Source organism: Pseudomonas sp. JQ170C, from assembly GCF_035581345.1.
Lineage (GTDB): Bacteria > Pseudomonadota > Gammaproteobacteria > Pseudomonadales > Pseudomonadaceae > Aquipseudomonas.
Genome location: NZ_CP141608.1, coordinates 5,132,377 through 5,151,946 on the forward strand (window position 1 = coordinate 5,132,377; position 19,570 = coordinate 5,151,946).

Annotated in this window: 21 protein-coding genes and 5 tRNA genes; 14 read left to right on the forward strand and 12 right to left on the reverse strand. The window is 61.3% G+C overall.

Annotation, left to right across the window (positions count from 1 at the left end; genetic code table 11):
- Positions 1 to 107 precede the first annotated feature (107 nt).
- Positions 108 to 710: a transglycosylase SLT domain-containing protein gene (locus U9R80_RS23295; RefSeq protein ID WP_301842831.1), complete on the reverse strand. Its 603-nt coding sequence runs from the start codon at positions 708 to 710 to the stop codon at positions 108 to 110.
- A gap of 682 nt (positions 711 to 1,392) precedes the next feature.
- Here U9R80_RS23295 and U9R80_RS23300 point away from each other — a divergent pair.
- Together U9R80_RS23300 and U9R80_RS23305 are read left to right on the forward strand one after the other, a co-directional pair.
- On the forward strand, positions 1,393 to 1,620 hold the full coding sequence (locus U9R80_RS23300) for a hypothetical protein (protein WP_301842832.1): 228 nt from the start codon (positions 1,393 to 1,395) through the stop codon (positions 1,618 to 1,620).
- Between the two features lie 59 nt (positions 1,621 to 1,679).
- Positions 1,680 to 1,964 (forward strand): DUF3077 domain-containing protein, encoded by a 285-nt coding sequence (locus tag U9R80_RS23305; protein WP_301842833.1) that lies wholly within the window; start codon positions 1,680 to 1,682, stop codon positions 1,962 to 1,964.
- 164 nt (positions 1,965 to 2,128) lie between these two features.
- Here U9R80_RS23305 and U9R80_RS23310 read toward each other — a convergent pair.
- Together U9R80_RS23310 and U9R80_RS23315 are read right to left on the reverse strand one after the other, a co-directional pair.
- A tRNA-Thr gene (locus U9R80_RS23310) sits at positions 2,129 to 2,204 on the reverse strand.
- Between the two features lie 62 nt (positions 2,205 to 2,266).
- Positions 2,267 to 2,695, reverse strand: a complete 429-nt coding sequence (locus U9R80_RS23315) for a pilin (protein ID WP_301842834.1) — start codon at positions 2,693 to 2,695, stop codon at positions 2,267 to 2,269.
- A gap of 220 nt (positions 2,696 to 2,915) precedes the next feature.
- On the opposite strand from U9R80_RS23315, the gene U9R80_RS23320 reads away from it, so the two are divergent.
- The 4 genes from U9R80_RS23320 to yacG are packed head-to-tail and all read left to right on the forward strand — an operon-like array spanning position 2,916 to position 5,822.
- The gene (locus tag U9R80_RS23320; protein ID WP_301842835.1) at positions 2,916 to 4,124 is read left to right on the forward strand and encodes a type II secretion system F family protein; all 1,209 of its coding nucleotides are present in this window, start codon (positions 2,916 to 2,918) and stop codon (positions 4,122 to 4,124) included.
- Positions 4,125 to 4,126: 2 nt separating this feature from the next.
- Positions 4,127 to 4,996, forward strand: coding sequence for a prepilin peptidase (locus tag U9R80_RS23325; protein ID WP_301842836.1), 870 nt, complete (start codon positions 4,127 to 4,129; stop codon positions 4,994 to 4,996).
- Positions 4,996 to 5,619, forward strand: coding sequence for a dephospho-CoA kinase (coaE, locus tag U9R80_RS23330; protein WP_028944619.1), 624 nt, complete (start codon positions 4,996 to 4,998; stop codon positions 5,617 to 5,619). Before U9R80_RS23325 ends, coaE begins: the two co-directional genes overlap by 1 nt.
- The gene (yacG, locus tag U9R80_RS23335; RefSeq protein WP_301842837.1) at positions 5,616 to 5,822 is read left to right on the forward strand and encodes a DNA gyrase inhibitor YacG; all 207 of its coding nucleotides are present in this window, start codon (positions 5,616 to 5,618) and stop codon (positions 5,820 to 5,822) included. The genes coaE and yacG overlap by 4 nt, the downstream gene beginning before the upstream one ends.
- A 3-nt stretch (positions 5,823 to 5,825) precedes the next feature.
- On the opposite strand, the gene U9R80_RS23340 is transcribed toward yacG, so the two are convergent.
- The gene (locus tag U9R80_RS23340; RefSeq protein WP_301842838.1) at positions 5,826 to 6,515 is read right to left on the reverse strand and encodes an energy-coupling factor ABC transporter permease; all 690 of its coding nucleotides are present in this window, start codon (positions 6,513 to 6,515) and stop codon (positions 5,826 to 5,828) included.
- A gap of 137 nt (positions 6,516 to 6,652) precedes the next feature.
- On the opposite strand from U9R80_RS23340, the gene U9R80_RS23345 reads away from it, so the two are divergent.
- The 3 genes from U9R80_RS23345 to U9R80_RS23355 all read left to right on the forward strand — a co-directional run bounded on the left by U9R80_RS23345 (position 6,653) and on the right by U9R80_RS23355 (position 9,005).
- Positions 6,653 to 7,282: a DUF1780 domain-containing protein gene (locus U9R80_RS23345; RefSeq protein ID WP_028944616.1), complete on the forward strand. Its 630-nt coding sequence runs from the start codon at positions 6,653 to 6,655 to the stop codon at positions 7,280 to 7,282.
- Positions 7,283 to 7,451: 169 nt separating this feature from the next.
- On the forward strand, positions 7,452 to 7,625 hold the full coding sequence (locus U9R80_RS23350) for a DUF3094 family protein (RefSeq protein WP_036989987.1): 174 nt from the start codon (positions 7,452 to 7,454) through the stop codon (positions 7,623 to 7,625).
- A gap of 84 nt (positions 7,626 to 7,709) precedes the next feature.
- Positions 7,710 to 9,005: an NAD(P)/FAD-dependent oxidoreductase gene (locus U9R80_RS23355; RefSeq protein WP_301842839.1), complete on the forward strand. Its 1,296-nt coding sequence runs from the start codon at positions 7,710 to 7,712 to the stop codon at positions 9,003 to 9,005.
- 91 nt (positions 9,006 to 9,096) lie between these two features.
- On the opposite strand, the gene U9R80_RS23360 is transcribed toward U9R80_RS23355, so the two are convergent.
- The 8 genes from U9R80_RS23360 to rluD all read right to left on the reverse strand — a co-directional run bounded on the left by U9R80_RS23360 (position 9,097) and on the right by rluD (position 14,879).
- Positions 9,097 to 9,627, reverse strand: coding sequence for a dihydrofolate reductase family protein (locus tag U9R80_RS23360; protein ID WP_301842840.1), 531 nt, complete (start codon positions 9,625 to 9,627; stop codon positions 9,097 to 9,099).
- Between the two features lie 105 nt (positions 9,628 to 9,732).
- Positions 9,733 to 9,809 (reverse strand) — tRNA-Pro (locus U9R80_RS23365).
- Positions 9,810 to 9,908: 99 nt separating this feature from the next.
- Positions 9,909 to 9,984, reverse strand: a tRNA-Lys gene (locus U9R80_RS23370).
- Between the two features lie 5 nt (positions 9,985 to 9,989).
- Positions 9,990 to 10,066: transfer RNA gene (locus U9R80_RS23375), tRNA-Pro, on the reverse strand.
- Positions 10,067 to 10,076: 10 nt separating this feature from the next.
- Positions 10,077 to 10,152: transfer RNA gene (locus tag U9R80_RS23380), tRNA-Asn, on the reverse strand.
- Between the two features lie 296 nt (positions 10,153 to 10,448).
- A complete protein-coding gene (clpB, locus tag U9R80_RS23385; protein WP_301842841.1) occupies positions 10,449 to 13,013 on the reverse strand; it encodes an ATP-dependent chaperone ClpB in 2,565 nt (854 codons plus the stop codon).
- A gap of 166 nt (positions 13,014 to 13,179) precedes the next feature.
- Complete coding sequence (gene pgeF, locus U9R80_RS23390) at positions 13,180 to 13,920, reverse strand: peptidoglycan editing factor PgeF (RefSeq protein WP_301842842.1); 741 nt, start codon at positions 13,918 to 13,920, stop codon at positions 13,180 to 13,182.
- The gene (rluD, locus tag U9R80_RS23395; protein WP_301842843.1) at positions 13,917 to 14,879 is read right to left on the reverse strand and encodes a 23S rRNA pseudouridine(1911/1915/1917) synthase RluD; all 963 of its coding nucleotides are present in this window, start codon (positions 14,877 to 14,879) and stop codon (positions 13,917 to 13,919) included. The genes pgeF and rluD overlap by 4 nt, the downstream gene beginning before the upstream one ends.
- Before the next feature lie 150 nt (positions 14,880 to 15,029).
- On the opposite strand from rluD, the gene U9R80_RS23400 reads away from it, so the two are divergent.
- From U9R80_RS23400 to U9R80_RS23420, 5 genes are all read left to right on the forward strand, one after another.
- On the forward strand, positions 15,030 to 16,046 hold the full coding sequence (locus U9R80_RS23400; protein ID WP_301842844.1) for an outer membrane protein assembly factor BamD: 1,017 nt from the start codon (positions 15,030 to 15,032) through the stop codon (positions 16,044 to 16,046).
- Between the two features lie 93 nt (positions 16,047 to 16,139).
- Positions 16,140 to 16,370, forward strand: coding sequence for a PP0621 family protein (locus U9R80_RS23405; RefSeq protein ID WP_301842845.1), 231 nt, complete (start codon positions 16,140 to 16,142; stop codon positions 16,368 to 16,370).
- Between the two features lie 208 nt (positions 16,371 to 16,578).
- A complete protein-coding gene (locus U9R80_RS23410) occupies positions 16,579 to 17,349 on the forward strand; it encodes a FadR/GntR family transcriptional regulator (protein WP_301842846.1) in 771 nt (256 codons plus the stop codon).
- A 91-nt stretch (positions 17,350 to 17,440) separates the two neighbouring features.
- A complete protein-coding gene (locus U9R80_RS23415; protein ID WP_301842847.1) occupies positions 17,441 to 18,643 on the forward strand; it encodes an ABC transporter substrate-binding protein in 1,203 nt (400 codons plus the stop codon).
- Positions 18,644 to 18,707: 64 nt separating this feature from the next.
- The gene (locus U9R80_RS23420; protein WP_028944606.1) at positions 18,708 to 19,568 is read left to right on the forward strand and encodes a branched-chain amino acid ABC transporter permease; all 861 of its coding nucleotides are present in this window, start codon (positions 18,708 to 18,710) and stop codon (positions 19,566 to 19,568) included.
- Positions 19,569 to 19,570 lie beyond the last annotated feature (2 nt).

Sequence of the window (19,570 nt, forward strand, 5' to 3'; positions counted from 1 at the left end):
CGAGTTGAGCCGGTTGAGCTGGCACAGAACCACGACCGCTGCGCGGCCGATAGCAGCCTGGCGGCAGCGGCTACACCGCCCCCACAGGCGATCAGGTAAGCGGGCGATCAAAACCAGCCCCGGTCATCCTCCAGCTCGGCCCGGCACTGCTTCAACTGCGCGCCATAATTGCGCGACTGCTGCTCCACCTTGCGCGCCACCTGCATCAACCAGGGCTTGCTGCGATAGGTACCGCGCTTAAAGCCGCCCCGCCCCTCGTGGTACGCCAGGTACTGGTTGTAGGCATCCCACTTGGAAATCCCCAGCTGACTTTGCGTACCGGCCGTGTACCAGCCGATAAACATGATCGCGTCGTCGAAATTGTCCCGCGAGCCGCCGTTGCCGGTGCCGCTCTTGTACTCACCCCAGACCGGGTCCTGGGCTTGCGCATAGCCATAGGCCGAACTCACCCGCCCCCACGGAATCACCCACAGCAGATAGTCACGCGGCGGCAGCGCATCGGACACAAAGCTGCTTTCCTGCTTCATGATCGCCATCGCCACATGCTGCGGCGTGCCGAATTGTTGCTGCATCGCCAGCGAGTCTTCATACCAGTCGGGGTACTCGCGGAAGATATTGCAGAGGTTGTTCTGGTCCCTCGGTGGCGCCGTGGCGCATCCCGACATCAGCACCAACAACAGCATCAGCGCCCACACTCGCCCTTGTTTCATCCATCGCCCCAGCCAAAAAATGAGGGCATTGATTGCCCTTCGTATGTTGCACAGCACCTGAGCGGATCAGGCTTTGGTGAGCAGGTAGGATGGCCCGGATGCACACAGGGTCACCTGATGGGTGGCAGATTTTGCGCAGGTAATTTCGGAATTTCCTGATTACATGCAGTCCGCTTCCCAAAGATACTTACCCCCGTTCAGAGCCATTGCAGGGTCTCTGATGAGCGGCCAGCCTCGCTCGCTTTGGCAATTGTACGTGGGGCACCCCTGGGTGCGCCGAGTGATCTGGTGATCGGTCTATCAGCCTGCGTACAGTTGTCCTTTATTGGTTCGAGCCAATTGTGTGAAGACTTCCTTATCTGCGTCAGCTTCCCTCCGCCCAAAATGATCAGAACTTCCTGATTCCCTGTAGTCCTTTTCCCAAACATACTTGGCTGGCGTTCAAGCCATTGCAGTGCTCGCTTCAGGAATCTAGTCTCACTCGGTCGTTGCCAACTGCAACGATCGGTTTTGACAGGCCGTTCTGATTTCGGACCACATGTGCTTCGCTTTATGGCGGCTGTGCGTGGGGCACTTCGTGTGCGCCGAGTTCCGATATCCTCGGTCTGTCAACCCGCGTACAGCTGCCACCTTTTTGTTTGACAGCAGAGATGTGGCGGCTCCACCGATGTCGGAGCTTGTCATGTTAAAGATCGTTCCAGACCCACCGAACAACCCCAACCAATCCCTCGAAGACCTTCTTATCCAGACCTCCGAATACCTGGTCTGCGCCCTCACCATCGCCCAGCAAAGCGTCCTGCTGCACACCAAACCGCCCGGCCAGGTGATGACCTTGGCCACCATGCACGAAATCGAACACGCCCGAAGCCTGGTCGAACTGGCCTTGAGCAAGGTGCAGCCCAAGCATTGAGATACCCCTGACAAAAGCGCCAGCCCTGCAGAAGCAAGGCTGGCGCTTGGGAGGTTTGGATGGACAAGAATCTAGAACTCAACACCACCGGCGTCGGCACCTTCGGCGAAGGCCACAGCGGGACATCGACGGATCGACTGTTTCGGGTCGAGCCCGGTCATAGCGCGGAATTTGTCTTGGAGCAGGCGGCAGCATTGATCGGCTGCGTGAACAAACTGAGCCATCACCTGCAGTTTGAACAGGACGAGGCCATGCGCTGCGCGGTGCATTACTTGAGTGGGATGGCGAAAGCACTAATCGAAGACTTGGGCCATGCCGCACAAGTCAAAGCCCCCACCCGGTAGGACCGGGCTTGCCCCGCGATCTGGGCGTCGCCTGGATCGCAGGCCAAGCTTGCTCTCACAGGTCCGGTCGAAAGCGGTCGCCAGCGCCAAAACAACAAAGCCCGCACTGGGCGGGCTTTGTGGGGTGTTTCGTAGGCTGTCATAGACTGCTGGAAACTGGTCTCTGGTGCCGGAGACAGGAATCGAACCTGCGACCTTCGCGTTACGAGTGCGCTGCTCTACCGACTGAGCTACACCGGCGTGGCGTCAACGCTACCACTGCCGGATCGCTTACGCAAATCACTGTTTATTAACAGCAAAGCTCACTGTGACGGGGTGCCTTCGGCGGGCTTGCAGCCGGAGGGGGCGAGGTCTTCGGGGAGGTCGCTGGTGCAGGCCCAGCCGGTGGCCGAGCGGGTCAGGGTGAGGGTTTTGCCATGGGCCACGGCCGGGGCGTCGACCAGGGTGCAGGTGAGTGTGCCAACGCCGGTGGCTGCTGTGCCGGTGGCGGTGATGGCGCAGTGGCTGGTGCTGGCCTGGCCGCCGAGGGCGGCAACGTCGGTGACGTCTTTGCCGTCGTTCAGGCGCAGGTCGAACGGGGTTTTCAAGGCGGAGATTTCTACCAGGGCGGCCGTGGCCTTGGTGCGTGCCTGGTGGTTGCTGTACATGGGTATGGCGATGGTCGCCAGGATGCCGATGATCGCCACGACGATCATCAGTTCTATCAAGGTAATGCCGCGTTGCCCTTTCATGGACGTTCTCCCTCGCAAAATCGGTTCTTGTCGGCAGCGGGTTTGGCCCTGCCGCCTACAGGCGCGCCAGTAGGCCCGATCAGACACCTTTTGTCACCCCGGCGTCGCCAAACGTGCCTCCTGGCTCGACTACTCTAGTGAGCAGCGGGTAATCCTGCCCGCCGGCCGGGCCCTCAAGCTGTTTCCGGGTTTGTTGAGGCCACGCAGCAAGGATGTCGCGATGACCGAGAAAAACCAGATCTATCGCTGGCAGGGCATCACCGCCCAAGGCACGCCCATTCATGGCCAGAGCAGCGAACGCAGCCCCGCGTTGTTGCGGGCAGCGCTGCGCAAGCGTGGCATTCGCCCGGCCAATGTCGAGCGGGTTCGCAATGGCTTGTGGCCCCAGCGGGCCGCGCTTGGCACGCAAGAGCTCGGTCAGTTCAGCCGCCAGCTGGCAACGTTGATCAGTTCGGGGGTTGCGCTGCTGCAAGCGCTCGAGGCGATCGCCCAGAGCACCAGCAACCCCGCCCTGCTCTCTCTGCTCGACGCACTTAAAACCGATATCGGTGCCGGTTGCAGCCTGGCCGATGCCCTGCGTCGACATCCGAGGCATTTCGATACGCTTTACTGCAATTTGATCGCCGCCGCCGAGCAGGCCGGCACGCTTGAGTCGGTACTGGAGCAGGTCGCCAGCCTGCAGGAAAAACGCCAGGCGCTGCGCGCCCGCTTGAAGAAGGCCATGACCTATCCGTTGATTGTGCTGCTGACCGGGCTGGGCGTTTCCAGCTTGTTGCTGCTGCAAGTGGTACCTCAGTTCGAGACGATGTTCAGCGGCTTCGGCGCCGAGTTGCCGGCGTTTACCCGGCAGGTGATCGGGCTGTCGAACTGGCTCGGGCAGTACGTTGGTTGTTTATTGTTGATTGCGCTTGGCAGTGGCTGGGCACTACGCCGGGCCTACCGCCAGCAACCCGGGTTTCAGCGCTGGTGCCTGCGCTCGGCCCTGAAGCTGCCGATTGCCGGTGCGCTGCTGAGCAATGCCGCCCTCGCCCGCTTTTCCCGCACTTTATCTACCTCCTTCGCCGCGGGTGTGCCGCTGGTCGAAGCCTTGGGGCCCGTGGCCGGCGCGTGTGGCAACCCGCTTTATGAACAAGCCGTGTTGCGGGTGCGCAAAAGCCTCGTCAGTGGTCAGTCGTTGAGCCTGGCTCTGGCCGGCAGCGATTTGTTTCCACGCTTGATGCAGCAGATGTGCGCCATAGGCGAGACAGCCGGTACGCTGGACGATATGCTCGCCAGGGTCGCCAGCCACTATGAAAGTGCGATAGAGCGCTCGCTCGATAACCTGGCCAGCCTGCTTGAACCTCTGATCGTGCTGATTCTCGGGCTGCTGGTGGGCAGCCTGGTGATTGCCATGTACCTGCCAATTTTTCAGTTGGGTAGTGTGATCTGACCATGGACCTGATGGATACGCTGGCCAGCCAGCCGTTGTTGTATGTGTGTTTTGCCGTGGTGTTGGGGCTGATCGTCGGCAGTTTTCTCAATGTGCTGGTGCATCGCTTGCCGATCATGTTGCAGCGCCAGTGGCAGGCCGAAGCACGCGAGGTGCTGGAGCTGCCCGCCGAGGCCGAGCCTGAACGCTACGATCTGTGCCTGCCCGCTTCTCAGTGCCCGCATTGCGGGCATCGCATTCGCCCTTGGGAAAACATTCCTGTACTCAGTTACCTGCTGCTGCGCGGGCGCTGCTCGAGTTGTCGCAGCACCATCAGTGCGCGCTACCCGCTGGTGGAACTGGGCTGCGCGGTGTTGACGGGGTTTGCCGCCTGGCACCTGGGCGCCAGCGCCAGCGCGCTGGCCTTGATGGTGCTCACCTGGGGCCTGTTGGCCATGAGCCTGATCGACATCGAGCACCGCCTGCTGCCCGATGCGCTGGTGTTCCCGCTGCTGTGGCTGGGACTGATCGTCAATGCCTTTGACGTTTTCGTGCCTCTGGAGGCGGCGCTGTGGGGCACAGTCGCCGGTTACTTGAGCCTGTGGTCGGTGTTCTGGCTGTTCAAGCTCATCACTGGCAAGGAGGGCATGGGCTACGGCGATTTCAAGTTGCTGGCCCTGGTCGGTGCCTGGGGGGGCTGGCAAGTGTTGCCGCTGACGCTGCTGCTGTCGTCGTTGCTGGGAGCGGTGATCGGGCTGATTGTGCTGCGCCTCAAGCGCCAGAAAGCCAGTACGCCGATTCCCTTTGGTCCTTATCTGGCCATCGCGGGCTGGATCGCTCTGCTCTGGGGTGGTCAAATAACCACTTCTTATCTGAAACTCTCTGGAATGTGATGACCACTGCTGCATTCACTCCCTGGATTCTCGGCCTCACCGGCGGCATCGGCAGTGGCAAAAGCGCTGCGGCGCAGCGCTTTGTCGAACTGGGTGTACATCTGGTCGACGCCGATCAGGCTGCCCGCTGGGTGGTAGAGCCCGGACGCCCGGCCCTGGCCAGCATCGTCGAGCGCTTTGGCGCGGGTGTGCTGCAGGAGGACGGGCAACTGAACCGTGCGGCGCTGCGCGAGTTGATCTTCTCCGATCCAGAGCAACGCCGCTGGCTTGAGGCGCTGTTGCACCCCTTGATCGGCCAGGAGATTTTCAGCTACCTGGCCAAGGCCGAGTCGCCGTATGCCGTGTTCGTTTCGCCGTTGATGGTGGAGTCGGGCCAGTTTCAGCGCACTCAGCGCCTGCTGGTGATCGATGCCCCCCAGGAACTGCAGATCCAGCGCACCTTGCTGCGCGACCAGACCAGCCCCGAGCAGGTCCAGGCCATCCTCAAGGCCCAGGCCAGCCGCGAAGAGCGCCTGCGTCACGCCCATGATGTGGTGGTCAACGACCGTGACCTGGCCTGGCTGCATTCGGAGGTCGACCGCCTGCACCACTTTTACCTGACTTTGCGAGGAGGCCAAGCATGAGCCAACCCCTGACCGTTGAATGCCCAACTTGCGGCGCCCCCGTGGAATGGATCGAGGCCAACAAGTTCCGGCCGTTCTGCTCTGACCGCTGCAAGTTGATCGACCTGGGTGCCTGGGCCGCTGAAGAGCACAAGATTCCAGTAGCACCGGATGCCGAAGACGAGTTGTTCTCCGGCGAGCTCGATCCCCGCGCCCACCATTGAGCCTCAGCGCCCGGGGTCGTCATCCTTCCACGGCGCCTGCAAGTAGCGGGTGCGGTTGAAGGTTTCCAGCCACTCCGGGCAGAACACCACCAGGGCGCTGACCACCATGCCGTTGATGAACGCCTCGGGGAAGATGATCAGCCAGAGGTAGCCGATAAAGTCCTCGATCCACTCCGGCATCACGAATCGCCCATCCATCCACAGCAGACCGAGCGCCGCCAGCAGGCACAGCAGCGCCGACAGCGCGGCGGCAAAAAAGCCTGAGCAAAAGATATACACGAACAGGTTTTTCGGTTGCGCGCGCTCCACCAGGATCGCGCAGCCTTCGGTGATCATCACCGGCAACACGATGAACAGCAGGCCGTTGACGCCCATGGCGGCGAGGTCCTGGCGCCCCATCATGACCAGCCCCAGCTGGGCCAGTAATCCACCGACAATCGCCAGCGGCCAATCGAGCAGTAGGGTGACGGCGGTCATGCCGATGAAGTGATACGACACGCCGGTGTCGAAATCACGACGAACCAGCCACAAGGCAAACAGCGCGAATACCGTTCCGAACAGCAGGTGCTGACGGCGGCTGTCGGTGAACAGCTCGACCCAGCGCGTGCGTGCCGTCGCCCACACCAGCAACACGACATAGCCGATCCAGCCCACAAGCAGGCTCTGGTCAGACAGCACTTGAGCATCAATCACGGTACTTGCGCCCTTCTGCAATGAACGTGATGGCAGTCTACACCGCAAGGCACGAGCAGGGCCGCGAATGGGCGGCCAACGCCGCCAAGCGCATGACTTTATTCATGAAGACACAATTGAACGCTAAGCTTGTCCCCATGGACGACTCAGATTATTTGCGCCTGCTCACCATTCAGGCCGAACAAGCCAATGCGTTTCTTTCCAACGCCCGAAAATGGGAACGTGAGCGTTGGGTCTGCCAGCGCCTGCTGCAAGGCTTGAACATTCCCTACCGCAGCGAGGACTTCACCCCCGCCGGCCAGGAGCCGCCCGATGTGCTGTTTCGCGATGCCTCCTTCGAGGTGTTCTTTGTGCTCGACGAAGGGCGTCGGCTCAATGACGAATGGCGCGAAGAGCTGCAACGACGTCGCAGTGCCTTTTCCCTGAGCCAACTGGTGCGCCGCGAAGCCCGGCCGCGCAGGATCAGCGCCCAGGAGCTGCTGCAGCGGCTGGCGCCGACACTGCGCAAAAAAGCCCACAACTACCAGGAGCGCGGGCTGGACCTGAGCGAGCTGGACATCATCGCCTTCGCCAGCCTCAAGCGCGAAGTGCTCGACCTCAACAGCCACTTCCCACCGCCCACCGAATACCTGCGCCAGGGCTGGCGCTCGCTGTCGCTGGTGGGCCCGACCTTTGCCCGTGTGCTGTTCGCCCACCCCGATGCACCGGACTTTCTGCGCGGCAACCTGGGGCGCAGCATCGTGTTCGACGTTGGTATCAGCCTTTGAGCTGGCCCCCTGCCAACGCGTAATGGCATAAATTTCGCGCCGGTGATACAAAGCGCAATCATTCGTCATAATGGCTGCGGTGTGACTGCACGATGGGGCCTGGTTCAAACGACTACAGTGAACCCTGTAGCTTCCCTTCAGTCACATGCGTCTACCTGACGAGGCCCTCATGACCAGCCGCCTGAATCCCGAAGACCAACGTCGTGTCGATCAATACCTGCAAGCTCCCCAGCATCAAGTCGAGCGCAAGCCTTTCAGGCCGTGGCTGCTCCTTTGCATGGTGGTGCTGGTGACTATTGGCCTGGGCCTGTTGAGCCGCCTCTTGAGTAACCTGGTGCTATGAGCTGCCTTGCGCTCGCCCAAACCGCCCGCCCCGTGCGGCCGCCCACTCGAGACCCGAATTCCGTAAACCTTATGAGATATCCCCATGACTCACCGTATTGTGATTGTCGGCGGCGGCGCCGGCGGCCTGGAACTGGCGACCCGCCTGGGTAAAACCCTGGGTAAAAAGGGCACCGCCAGTGTCACCCTGGTCGATGCCAACCTGACACACATCTGGAAGCCGTTGCTCCACGAAGTGGCCGCCGGCTCGCTGAACTCCTCGGAAGACGAACTGAACTACGTGGCCCAGGCCAAGTGGAATCACTTCCAGTTCCAGCTCGGCCGCATGAGCGGGCTGGACCGCGAGAGCAAACTGATCCAGCTGGCCGCGACCCTCGATGAAGAGGGCCGTGAGCTGCTGCCCGCTCGTACGCTGGGCTATGACACGCTGGTCATTGCCGTAGGCAGCAACACCAACGATTTCGGCACCGAGGGCGCGGCGCAGCATTGCCTGTTTCTCGATACCCGCAAGCAGGCCGAACGCTTCCACCAGCAATTGCTCAACCACTACCTGCGCGCCCACGCGGGCGACCAGGCCAATGAAACCATCAGTGTTGCCATTGTCGGTGCCGGTGCCACGGGCGTGGAGCTCGCTGCCGAGCTGCATCACGCGGCTCACGAACTGGCGGCCTATGGCCTGGACCGTATCCAGCCCAAGGATATGCACATCACCTTGATCGAAGCCGGCCCACGGGTGTTGCCAGCGCTGCCGGAGCGCATCAGCGTGCCGGTGCACAAGACGCTGGAAAAGCTCGGCGTTACGGTCATGACCAATGCGGCGGTCAGCGAAGTGACCGCTACCGAGCTCAAGACCAGCAATGGCGATGTGATCCCGGCCAGCCTGAAAGTATGGGCCGCCGGTATTCGGGCGCCTGGGTTCCTCAAGGACATCGACGGCCTGGAGACCAACCGCATCAATCAGTTGGTCGTTCGCCCTACCCTGCAAACCACACTGGATGACGACATCTTCGCCTTTGGTGACTGCGCGGCCTGCCCACAACCGGGCAGCGATCGCAACGTACCGCCACGGGCACAGGCTGCCCACCAGCAAGCTTCGATGCTGGCCAAGTCGATCAAGGCGCGCCTGGAAGGCAAACCCCTGCCAACCTACGCCTACCGTGACTACGGCTCGCTGGTATCGCTGTCGCGCTTCTCGGCGGTGGGCAACTTGATGGGCAACCTGACTGGCAGCGTGATGCTTGAAGGGTGGTTGGCGCGGATGTTCTATGTGTCGTTGTACCGGATGCACCAGATGGCGCTGTACGGGACATTCCGCACACTGATGCTGATGCTGGGTAGCCGGATCGGCCGAGGCACCGAGCCCCGCCTGAAGCTGCACTGATATGTAGGAGCGGGCTTGCCCCGCGATAACGCCGGCATGGCCAATGCAAATGTGCTGCCTGCCACGACGTCGTCGCGGGGCAAGCCCGCACCTACCGGGTTATCCGGTAGGTGCTTTGTACAAAGCCATTCTCGAAGGTGGTGCTGCGCACATGCTGCAGCGCCACATCCTCCGCCAGCGACCCGAACAGGCTGATGCCGCTGCCCAGCAACACGGGAATGCGGGTAATGGTCAGTTCATCCAGCCGCCCTTCTCGCAAGAAGCTCTGAATCACTTTGCCGCCGTCCAGGTACAGGCTCTTGGCGCCTGTCTCTTGCAGGTAGTCGACCAGGTCTGCCAACGGCCCGGGGTGGACCTCGACGTTTTGCCCTGCATTTTCCTGGCTCAAGGTGCTGCTCAGCACCACGACACGCTTGTGGGGGTACGGCCATTCACCGAAGGTCAGGACTTTCTCGAAGGTGTTGCGCCCCATGACCAGGGTGTCGATTGTCGCCATATAGGCTGCGTAGCCGTGGTCGTCGCTGGAGCTGGTCGCGACCATCAGCCAGTCCAGCTCACCGCTTTCACGGGCAATGAAGCCGTCGAGGCTGGTGGCGATGTATACGGAGGCTTTGAGGGTCATGGGGCAGCTCCCTTGCAGTACGAATGCCGGATAGTAGCAGGCAATGTTACAGGCTGCAGAAACGAAAAAAGGGCACCTTTTGCAAGGTCCCCTTCTTTCTGAATATGGTCGGGGTAAGGGGATTCGAACTCCTGACATCCTGCTCCCAAAGCAGGCGCGCTACCGGACTGCGCTATACCCCGGTAAAAAAAAGGCACCAATTAAGGCGCCTTTTTTAGTGGCTGGACGCTAATGGCGTTCCAACCTTTTAAGATTCAAACCCAGCGAACCGGACTCGAAAATGGTGGGTCGTGTAGGATTCGAACCTACGACCAATTGGTTAAAAGCCAACTGCTCTACCAACTGAGCTAACGACCCAAAAATGGTCGGGGTAAGGGGATTCGAACTCCTGACATCCTGCTCCCAAAGCAGGCGCGCTACCGGACTGCGCTATACCCCGGTTTGAAATTTGGCTCCGCGACCAGGACTCGAACCTGGGACCCAATGATTAACAGTCATTTGCTCTACCGACTGAGCTATCGCGGAACTATCAATTTCAATTACTGCAATTTCGAAAACCGTATCACTACCGCCTCGAACTCTTCGACCTTGTGCATCGCTGCGTTCATGTCTCTGAGGCGCGCTATTCTACAACCTTCAAAACCCTTGTCAACCCCTAATTTGCATTCAACTTACTGATTTGCAACTTTTTTTCAGATTCCCAATTTTGCCGGGAAGCTGCGGGGCGACATACAGCGGGGCGCACTTTACAAGCACTTGCAGAAAAATGCAAAGAAAAAAAAGGCCTCGAAATCGAGGCCTTAGCGTAACCCAGCGAAAAATCAGGCGAAGACGATTTCTTCGCCCTCGACCTTGGCCGTGATTGGCGTGCCAGGCAGGAACTTGCCAGCCAGTATCAACTGCGCCAACGGGTTTTCGATCCAGCGCTGGATCGCCCGCTTCAGCGGCCGTGCACCGTAGACCGGGTCGTAACCGACGGCGATCAGTTTATCCAGTGCCTCGTCGCTCAGCTCCAGGCTCAGGTCGCGCTCAGCCAGGCGGCTGCGCAGACGGCCCAACTGGATCTGGGTGATGCCAGCGATCTGTTCACGGCCCAAAGGCTCGAACACCACGACTTCGTCGATACGGTTGATGAACTCTGGGCGGAAATGCGATCCCACCGCGTCCATCACTGCAGCACGTTGCGCATCACGGTCACCGACCAGTTCCTGGATCTGTGCCGAGCCGAGGTTGGAGGTCATGACGATCACGGTATTACGGAAATCCACCGTACGACCGTGGCTGTCCGTCAAGCGACCGTCCTCGAGCACCTGCAGCAATACGTTGAACACATCCGGGTGAGCTTTCTCGACCTCGTCGAGCAGCACCACCGCGTAAGGTTTGCGCCGCACCGCTTCGGTCAGGTAGCCACCCTCTTCGTAACCGACATAGCCAGGTGGTGCACCGATCAGCCGCGCCACGGAGTGTTTCTCCATGAACTCGGACATGTCGATCCGCACCATCGCCTCTTCGGTATCGAACAGGAACTCTGCCAACGCCTTGCACAGTTCGGTCTTACCTACACCGGTCGGGCCGAGGAAGAGGAACGAGCCACTTGGCCGGTTCGGGTCAGAGAGCCCTGCGCGGGAGCGACGCACGGCGTTGGAGACTGCCACCACAGCTTCTTCCTGACCGATCACCCGCTCATGCAGCAGGTTTTCCATCTTCAGCAGTTTTTCCCGCTCGCCTTCGAGCATCTTGGCCACGGGAATGCCCGTCCACTTGGACACGACTTCAGCAATTTCCTCTTCAGTCACCTTGCTGCGCAGCAACTGGTTCTCGGCCTTGCCGTGCTGATCGACCATCTGCAGGCTGCGCTCCAGGTCCGGGATCACCCCGTACTGCAGCTCGGCCATGCGGCTGAGGTCACCCTTGCGGCGGGCTGTTTCCAGTTCCTGGCGGGCCTGCTCGATTTTTTGCTGGATCTGGGCAGAGCCCTGTACTTCGGCTTTTTCCGAAGTCCAGATTTCTTCCAGGTCGGAATACTCACGCTCCAGACGCGCAATCTCTTCGGTGAGCTTTTCCAGACGCTTGAGCGTGGCTTCGTCGTCTTCCTTCTTCAGTGCCTGGGATTCAACCTTCAACTGGATCAGACGGCGTTCCAGACGGTCGAGCACTTCCGGCTTGGAGTCGATCTCCATACGGATACGGCTGGCCGCTTCGTCGATCAGGTCGATGGCCTTGTCCGGCAGCTGGCGATCAGTGATATAGCGGTGGCTGAGCTTGGCCGCGGCAATGATCGCGCCGTCGCTGATCGCTACCTTGTGGTGCACCTCGTAACGCTCTTTGAGGCCACGCAGGATGGCGATGGTGTCTTCTTCGCTCGGCTCCTCTACCAGCACTTTCTGGAAGCGCCGCTCCAGGGCAGCGTCTTTCTCGATGTACTGGCGGTATTCGTTCAGGGTGGTGGCGCCCACGCAGTGCAGTTCGCCACGGGCCAGGGCCGGCTTGAGCATGTTGCCGGCATCCATGGAGCCTTCGCCCTTGCCGGCGCCGACCATGGTGTGCAGCTCGTCGATGAACAGGATGATCTGCCCTTCCTGCTTGGACAGCTCATTGAGCAGGCCTTTGAGGCGCTCTTCAAACTCACCACGGAACTTGGCACCGGCAATCAGCGCGCCCATGTCCAGCGATAGCAACCGTTTGCCTTTCAGGCCGTCGGGCACTTCGCCGTTGATGATGCGCTGGGCCAGGCCTTCGGCGATGGCGGTTTTACCCACGCCAGGCTCACCGATCAGCACCGGGTTGTTCTTGGTACGACGCTGCAGCACCTGGATGGTGCGACGGATTTCATCGTCACGGCCAATCACCGGGTCAAGCTTGCCATCTTCGGCACGCTTGGTGAGGTCGACGGTGTACTTGTCCAGGGCCTGGCGCGATTCTTCAGCGTTGGGGTCGTTGACCGCCTCGCCGCCACGCAGGTTGCTGATGGCGTTTTCCAGGGCTTTCTTGGTTACGCCCTGGCCGAGCAGCAGTTTGCCGACCTTGCTGTTCTCGTCCATGGCGGCGAGCAGCACCAGTTCGCTGGAAATGAACTGGTCACCTTTCTGCTGGGCCAGGCGATCGGCCTGGTTGAGCAGACGCGCCAGGTCCTGCGACATGTTGACGTCGCCAGTGGGGTTCTGGATTTTTGGCAGTTGGTCGAGTTCTTTGCCCAATGCCTTTCGCAGGCTATTGATGTCGAAACCGACCTGCATCAGCAGGGGCTTGATCGAGCCGCCTTGCTGGTCGATCAGTGCCTGCAACAGGTGAGCAGGCTCGATGGCAGGATGATCCATGCCAACGGCCAGGGATTGGGCGTCGGATATTGCCAACTGAAGCTTGCTGGTCAAACGGTCTATTCGCATAGGTTACCTTCCTTTTTGGGCAGGTCGGAGCGATGGACACACCAGTGAGTAAACCTGCCAGAGATACCCTTATAGATAGGGGTGGATAAGGCGGATTCAAGGTAAGCGGCTTGGATTCAGGGGGTAAAACGCCCCTATATAAGTAACAGTTTATAACTGTAGGAAATCAGCGCGGCTCAAGCCAGACCAGAGAGGCGAAGCGTCCACCCTGCGGAGTGCGCCGATAAGAATAGAAGCGTGGATCGCTGACGGTGCAGAAACCGCCGCCGAACACCGCCTGCACGCCACGGGCAGCCAGTCGCAGGCGAGCCAGGGTATAGATGTCGGCCATCAATTTATTCGGACGGGCACCGGGCACGAAGGCCTGGGCAGTTTCCGGATGAACGGTCGTGAAGGCGTCGCGCACTTCCAGGCCCACTTCAAAGGCCTGCGGACCGATGGCCGGGCCAAGCCACACCAGCACCTCTTCAGGCGCCAGGGCCAAACGATCGAGCGTGGCTTCGATAACGCCGCTGGCAAGGCCCCGCCAGCCCGCATGAGCTGCCGCTACCCGAGTCCCGGCACGGTCGCAGAACAGCAGCGGCAGGCAATCGGCGGTCATTGCCGTGCAGGCGATGCCGGGGGTGGCGGTCCAGCTGGCATCGGCCTCGGCGATCACGCCTGGGTCGGCATCGGCCACCACCACGCCATGCACCTGCTTGAGCCAGGCCGGCTGGATTCCGAACTCGGCGGTCAGGCGCCGGCGGTTCTCGGCCACCGCAGCAGGCTCATCGCCTACATGGTCGCCGAGGTTGAAGCTTTCATAGGGCGGCAGGCTGACACCGCCGGCCCGTGTGGTGACGCACGCACGGACCCCGGCTGGCGCTGGCCAGTCCGGGATCAGCAGGTCGTGCGCCAGCTCGGTCATCCGACGAACGCCTCGCGGTCCTGCTTGAGCAGCGACAGCAACCAGACGAAATCATCCGGCAGCGACGACTCCCAACCCATGCGTTCGCCGGTCACCGGGTGGTCCAGTTCCAGGAAGCGCGCGTGCAGGGCCTGGCGCGGGAAGGTCTTGAGCGCATCGACCATGGTCGGGTTGGCCGCAGGCGGAATGCGGAAGCGACCACCGTAGACCGGGTCGCCGACCAACGGGAAGTTCACATGGGCCATGTGTACGCGAATCTGGTGGGTACGCCCGGTTTCCAGTTTGACCCGCACGTGAGTGTGGGAACGGAACCGCTCCAGCACACGGTAGTGGCTGACAGCCGGCTTGCCGCCTTCTGTCACGGCCATGCGCTGGCGCTGGCCACCGTGGCGGCCGATCGGGGCGTTGATCTTGCCACCGGCGGTGACCACACCGATCACGATGCACTCATAGATGCGGCTGACACTGCGGCTTTGCAACTGGGCAACCAGCTGAGTCTGCGCCTGAATGGTCTTGGCCACGACCATCAGACCGGTGGTGTCCTTGTCCAGGCGGTGGACGATGCCGGCGCGCGGCACATTGATGATGTCCGGCACGTGGTGCAGCAGTGCGTTGAGCAGGGTACCGTCGGCGTGGCCCGCAGCCGGGTGGACCACAAGCCCTGCGGGCTTGTTGATCACCAGGATGTGGTCGTCTTCATAGACGATATCCAGCTCGATATCCTGGGCCACCCACTCGCCCTGGGCTTCTTGCTCGGCGTCGAGCGCCAGCAGCGAGCCGCCGTGGACGGTATCGCGCGGACGCAGGACCGCGCCATCGACCGTCAGGCGCCCCTCCTTGATCCAGGTGGAAAGGCGCGAGCGCGAGTGCTCAGCGAACAATTGGGCGGCGACTTGGTCGAGGCGTTGCCCGCCCAATTCGGACGGCACCTCTGCGCGAAGTTGAATGATCTCGGACATGCTCGAATCAGCGGGCGGCACAGCCTTTGGTTTCGACTGCACGCTTGTGGTTAAATACGACGTCTTTTGCCCCGGAGGTTGCACCGGGGTGCTCATCATAACAGGACGGCCACGCCCAAGACAGCGGCCGTCATAGGGACGCAAGCCGCTATGCAAGTGAAACACCTGCTGCTGATCGCCATCCTCGGACTCACCGCTGCTTGTTCTTCGAAGGAAGTCGTCGACGAAAACCTGAGCGAAGCCGAGCTGTACCAGCAGGCGCAGGCCGACCTGGACAACCACAGCTACACCAGCGCCACGAGCAAGCTCAAGGCCCTGGAGTCGCGCTATCCCTTCGGTCGCTATGCCGATCAGGCTCAACTTGAGCTGATCTACGCGAACTACAAGAACGCCGAGCCTGAAGCCGCCAAGTCGGCCGCCGAGCGTTTCATTCGCTTGCACCCCCAGCATCCAAACGTCGATTACGCCTACTACCTCAAGGGCCTGACCTCGTTTGACCAAGACCGAGGCCTGCTGGCGCGCTTCCTGCCTCTGGACATGACCAAGCGTGACCCGGGTGCCGCCCGCGACTCGTACAACGAGTTCGCCCAGCTCACCAGCCGCTTCCCGAATAGCCGTTATTCGCCTGACGCCAAGCAGCGCATGATCTACCTGCGCAATCTGCTGGCCTCCTACGAAATCCACGTAGCCGACTACTACCTGACCCGTCAGGCCTATGTCGCTGCCGCCAACCGTGGCCGTTATGTGGTCGAGAACTTCCAGGAAACCCCATCGGTGGGCGACGGCCTGGCGGTGATGACCGAAGCCTACATGCGCCTGCACCTGGACGAGCTGGCAGCCACCAGCCTCGAGACCCTCAAGCTCAACTATCCGGATCACCCGAGCCTGGTCGACGGCCAGTTCGAGCCCAAGATGGATGAAGCCGACAACCGCTCCTGGCTGTCCAAGGCGACCCTGGGCCTGATCGAGACCGACACGCCGCTGCCACCGGGCGAAACCCGCGCCAACCAGGACGTGATCAAGCAGTACGAAGACGCCAAGGAAGCCATTCCGGCCGAGCTGCTGCCAAAAGACGGCGATGCCGTTCAGGAAGAAGAGCACGAAGCGGAAGGCAACAACGACGACCGCTCCTGGTTCAGCTACATGACTTTCGGCGTGTTCGACTGACTGAACATGCAACAGATAAAGGGAGGCCAAGGCCTCCCTTTTTTCTTGCCCGGGCCCTAGACTTGAGGCTCTTCACTGACAAAGCTGGACACCATGGTTCGCCTACTTTTCTGGATCGCCCTGATTGCCGCCGCCTTCTGGCTGTGGCGCAAGTTCAAGGCCAGCAACGCTGCTGCGCCCGACAACGGCCTCGAAGACCCGTTGAAGATGGTGCGCTGCGCCCATTGCGGCGTACACCTGCCCAATGACCGTGCCCTGCGTCAGGGTTCGCAGTGGTATTGCAGCCAGGCACATCTGGAGCAAGGGCCTGGTTCGCAGCGTTAAGTTTTCAATTTTTCGCAGTGTAGGAGCGGGCTTGCCCCGCGATTGGGCAACCAAATCAGATCTATCGCGGGGCAAGCCCGCTCCTACTGCTTACCTGTAAACGACCTCCCCGCACCATTTGCGACGCCCTCCCCGCCTCCCCTGTTGACCTGGCCGGTCAAAGGTCATTAAGTACTATTTATCCGCATAAATATGAAAAATGACCGCCATGCTCAAACGCCCGATCAAACGCAGACGTCAGAAGCTCTCGGACATGATCGTCGAGTCGGTCAAACGCTCGATCGTCATTGACGCCCTGCGCCCCGGTGACCGTCTGCCGACCGAGCGCGAATTGATGGAAAGTTTCGAGTGTTCCAAGGGCACCGCCCGTGAAGCACTCAAGGCCCTGGAGGTCGAAGGCCTGGTCAACACCCGCACCGGCCCCAGCGGCGGCGCCTACCTCAACGAGGCCGGCACAGAGCCCGCCAGCCGTGCCCTGCGCAACTACCTGCACTTCCAGCAACTCGATGGCGAGCAGGTGTATCAACTGCGCAAGGTCATTGAAGTGGAGCTGGCCGTCGCGGTCATCGGCCGCCTGAGCGAAGACGACTTCAGCGCCCTGCAGGCCAACATCGCCTGCTGCAGCGCCCCGGAAGACAGCGAACAGGGCCAGCGCGAGCAACGCCTGGCCGAGCTCGAGTTCCACAACATCCTGGCCCGGCGTTGCCCCAATCCGCTGCTGAGCTTCATGGCGACCTTCCTCAACGACCTGCTGCGCGACCTGGTGGTACTGAAAAAGGCCTACAAGCCCAAACGCGAGCAGTTCGACGCCGCCAACATCGACTACCACAAGCAACTGCTGACCGCCCTGCGCGCCGCCGACGAGCCTGCCGTGCGTCGTTTAATGCACGAGCACATGTGCGACGCCGAACAGCACATGACCGCCCTGGAAGGCGAAGTCGCCCGGCACTTTTTGCTGGAGTTCGACCACCACCACTGATCACGCCCGACCAGAGGCCTGCCCACAGGCCCGACCGTGCCCGCTTTGTCATTGCCACTCCTGCCTAATAACCAGAACCAAGGAGTTACCCATGCAAAGACGTACCCTGCTCAAGGCAGGCCTTGCCCTTGGTGGTCTGGGTTGTATCCCTGCCGGGATGCGCCTGGCCTGCGCTGAGGAACCGATCACCTTCTACGGCTTGAAGTCGATGTCCGGGGCCTTTGCCAGTTATGGCAAGTACGCCGACATGGGCTCGCGGCTGGCCATCGCCGAGCACCCGCAACTGCTCGGGCGCCCGCTCAAGTACAAGGTGATCGACACTGAAGGCAACGCCGGCAAGGCGGTGCGCAAGGTGCAGGAAGCCATCGGCCAGGACGCGGCCAGGTTCTTTCAGGGCTGCACCCTCTCCTCTTCGGCGCTGGCGGTGTCGAAAGAAATCCACAAGGCCGGCGGCGTGTTCATGACCCCGGTCGGCGCCGACGAAATCACCGGCAAGGACTGCAACTCGGCAACCTTCCGCTGGTCGGTCCCCACCTACGGCGCCATCCGCGAAACCCTGGTGCCGATGATCCGCCAGCTGCCCGCCGCCAAACGCTGGTACACCATCACCCCGCAATACGTATTCGGCGATGCGCTGCTCGACAACGCCCGCAAGGTGTTCAAGGAATTCGGCGTCGAGCACATCGGCAACAGTTATCACTCGTTGCAGGAGCAGGAATTCTCCGGCTACCTGACCAACGCCATCGCCGCCAAGCCCGATGTGCTGGTGCTGCTCAATTTCGGCAGCCAGTCCTCCAACGCCCTGCGCCAGGCCGTGAACTTCGGTATCAAGGAGCGCATGAAGGTGCTGCTGGTGTGGTCGGCAGGCCTTGATCAGTTTCAGGAACTGGGCAGCGACGTGCTCGAAGGGGTTTACCTGGGCGCCCAGTACTGGCACCAGGTCGATACGCCGCTGAACCAGGCATTGGTCAAGGCCACCCAGGCCGCCTACGGCATCAACCCCAACTACCCGCTGGCCGCCGACTACATCGGCACGCGAGTGATGCTCGAAGCCATCATCAAGACCGGCAGCTTCGATGGCCCGGCCATCGCCCGCACCCTGCAGGGCATGACGTATCAGGGGCCGACCGGCGACGAGCTGATCCGCGCGGCGGATCACCAGGTAATGAAGGACTACTACCTGCTGCGCGGCAAATCCCAGGCGCAGATGCGTGACGAGGACGACCTGGCCGAAGTGCTCAGCGCCGGCCGCTCCTTTATCGACGCCGCCAACACCGGTTGCGCCCTGGCCTGACGCCCGGCGCTCGCTATCACACTACTGCAATGCAGCCGTCACGCGCGCTGCAGAGGGTTCGTGCATGCTCAGTCTTTACCTGTTCCAGCTGCTCAACGGCCTTGGCCTGGGGATGATCTACTTTTTGATCGCCGTGGGCCTGACCATCATTTTCGGTCTGCTCAACTTCGTGAACTTCGCCCACGGGGCGTTTTTCCTGCTCGGCGCCTACCTGTGCTACACGGTCGTGGCCCTGACCGGCAACTTCTGGATGGCCCTGCTGCTGGCACCGCTTGCCGTCGCGGCGCTGGCCTGGATGGTCGAGCGTTTATTGATCAAACGCATCTACCACTTGCCTCATACCTTCCAGATCCTCGTGACCCTGGGCATCGCCCTGATCATCCAGGAAGCCTCGGTACTGATCTGGGGCCCGGTGGGCAAGAACATCGCCGTGCCCCATGAGCTGCGCGGCGTGCTGATCATCGGCGACTTCATCTACCCCTACTACCGCTTGTTCCTGATCGGCTTCTCGGCGCTGATCGGCCTGGGTCTGTGGCTGCTGCTCGAACGCACGCGCTTTGGCGCCCTGGTACGCGCCGGCAGCGAGAGCACAGAAACCGTGTCGCTGCTGGGCACCAACATCTTCCGCCTGTTTTCCCTGACCTTCGCCCTCGGCGTGGGCCTGGCCGGTGTCGCCGGGGTGCTGTTCGCGCCATTGCGGGGGGCGCAACCCTTCGTCGGCCCGGAGATCCTCGGCATCGCCTTTGTCGTCGTGGTGATCGGCGGCATGGGCTCGTTCGGCGGTGCGCTGGTCGGTGGCCTGTTGGTCGGTGTGGTGCAAAGCATGATGACCAGCCTCTGGCCGCAAGGGGCCAGCTTGATGATCTACGGGGCCATGGCCGCGGTGATCCTGGTGCGTCCTTACGGTCTGTTCGGGAGAGCATGAAG

What these genes read in the sequence shown, in the direction of transcription:
- U9R80_RS23295 (WP_301842831.1), bottom strand. Translation starts at nt 710, where the DNA reads ATGAAACAAGGGCGAGTGTGGGCGCTGATGCTGTTGTTGGTGCTGATG.
- U9R80_RS23300 (WP_301842832.1), top strand. Translation starts at nt 1,393, where the DNA reads ATGTTAAAGATCGTTCCAGACCCACCGAACAACCCCAACCAATCCCTC.
- U9R80_RS23305 (WP_301842833.1), top strand. Translation starts at nt 1,680, where the DNA reads ATGGACAAGAATCTAGAACTCAACACCACCGGCGTCGGCACCTTCGGC.
- U9R80_RS23315 (WP_301842834.1), bottom strand. Translation starts at nt 2,695, where the DNA reads ATGAAAGGGCAACGCGGCATTACCTTGATAGAACTGATGATCGTCGTG.
- U9R80_RS23320 (WP_301842835.1), top strand. Translation starts at nt 2,916, where the DNA reads ATGACCGAGAAAAACCAGATCTATCGCTGGCAGGGCATCACCGCCCAA.
- U9R80_RS23325 (WP_301842836.1), top strand. Translation starts at nt 4,127, where the DNA reads ATGGACCTGATGGATACGCTGGCCAGCCAGCCGTTGTTGTATGTGTGT.
- coaE (WP_028944619.1), top strand. Translation starts at nt 4,996, where the DNA reads ATGACCACTGCTGCATTCACTCCCTGGATTCTCGGCCTCACCGGCGGC.
- yacG (WP_301842837.1), top strand. Translation starts at nt 5,616, where the DNA reads ATGAGCCAACCCCTGACCGTTGAATGCCCAACTTGCGGCGCCCCCGTG.
- U9R80_RS23345 (WP_028944616.1), top strand. Translation starts at nt 6,653, where the DNA reads ATGGACGACTCAGATTATTTGCGCCTGCTCACCATTCAGGCCGAACAA.
- U9R80_RS23350 (WP_036989987.1), top strand. Translation starts at nt 7,452, where the DNA reads ATGACCAGCCGCCTGAATCCCGAAGACCAACGTCGTGTCGATCAATAC.
- U9R80_RS23355 (WP_301842839.1), top strand. Translation starts at nt 7,710, where the DNA reads ATGACTCACCGTATTGTGATTGTCGGCGGCGGCGCCGGCGGCCTGGAA.
- U9R80_RS23360 (WP_301842840.1), bottom strand. Translation starts at nt 9,627, where the DNA reads ATGACCCTCAAAGCCTCCGTATACATCGCCACCAGCCTCGACGGCTTC.
- clpB (WP_301842841.1), bottom strand. Translation starts at nt 13,013, where the DNA reads ATGCGAATAGACCGTTTGACCAGCAAGCTTCAGTTGGCAATATCCGAC.
- pgeF (WP_301842842.1), bottom strand. Translation starts at nt 13,920, where the DNA reads ATGACCGAGCTGGCGCACGACCTGCTGATCCCGGACTGGCCAGCGCCA.
- rluD (WP_301842843.1), bottom strand. Translation starts at nt 14,879, where the DNA reads ATGTCCGAGATCATTCAACTTCGCGCAGAGGTGCCGTCCGAATTGGGC.
- U9R80_RS23400 (WP_301842844.1), top strand. Translation starts at nt 15,030, where the DNA reads ATGCAAGTGAAACACCTGCTGCTGATCGCCATCCTCGGACTCACCGCT.
- U9R80_RS23405 (WP_301842845.1), top strand. Translation starts at nt 16,140, where the DNA reads ATGGTTCGCCTACTTTTCTGGATCGCCCTGATTGCCGCCGCCTTCTGG.
- U9R80_RS23410 (WP_301842846.1), top strand. Translation starts at nt 16,579, where the DNA reads ATGCTCAAACGCCCGATCAAACGCAGACGTCAGAAGCTCTCGGACATG.
- U9R80_RS23415 (WP_301842847.1), top strand. Translation starts at nt 17,441, where the DNA reads ATGCAAAGACGTACCCTGCTCAAGGCAGGCCTTGCCCTTGGTGGTCTG.
- U9R80_RS23420 (WP_028944606.1), top strand. Translation starts at nt 18,708, where the DNA reads ATGCTCAGTCTTTACCTGTTCCAGCTGCTCAACGGCCTTGGCCTGGGG.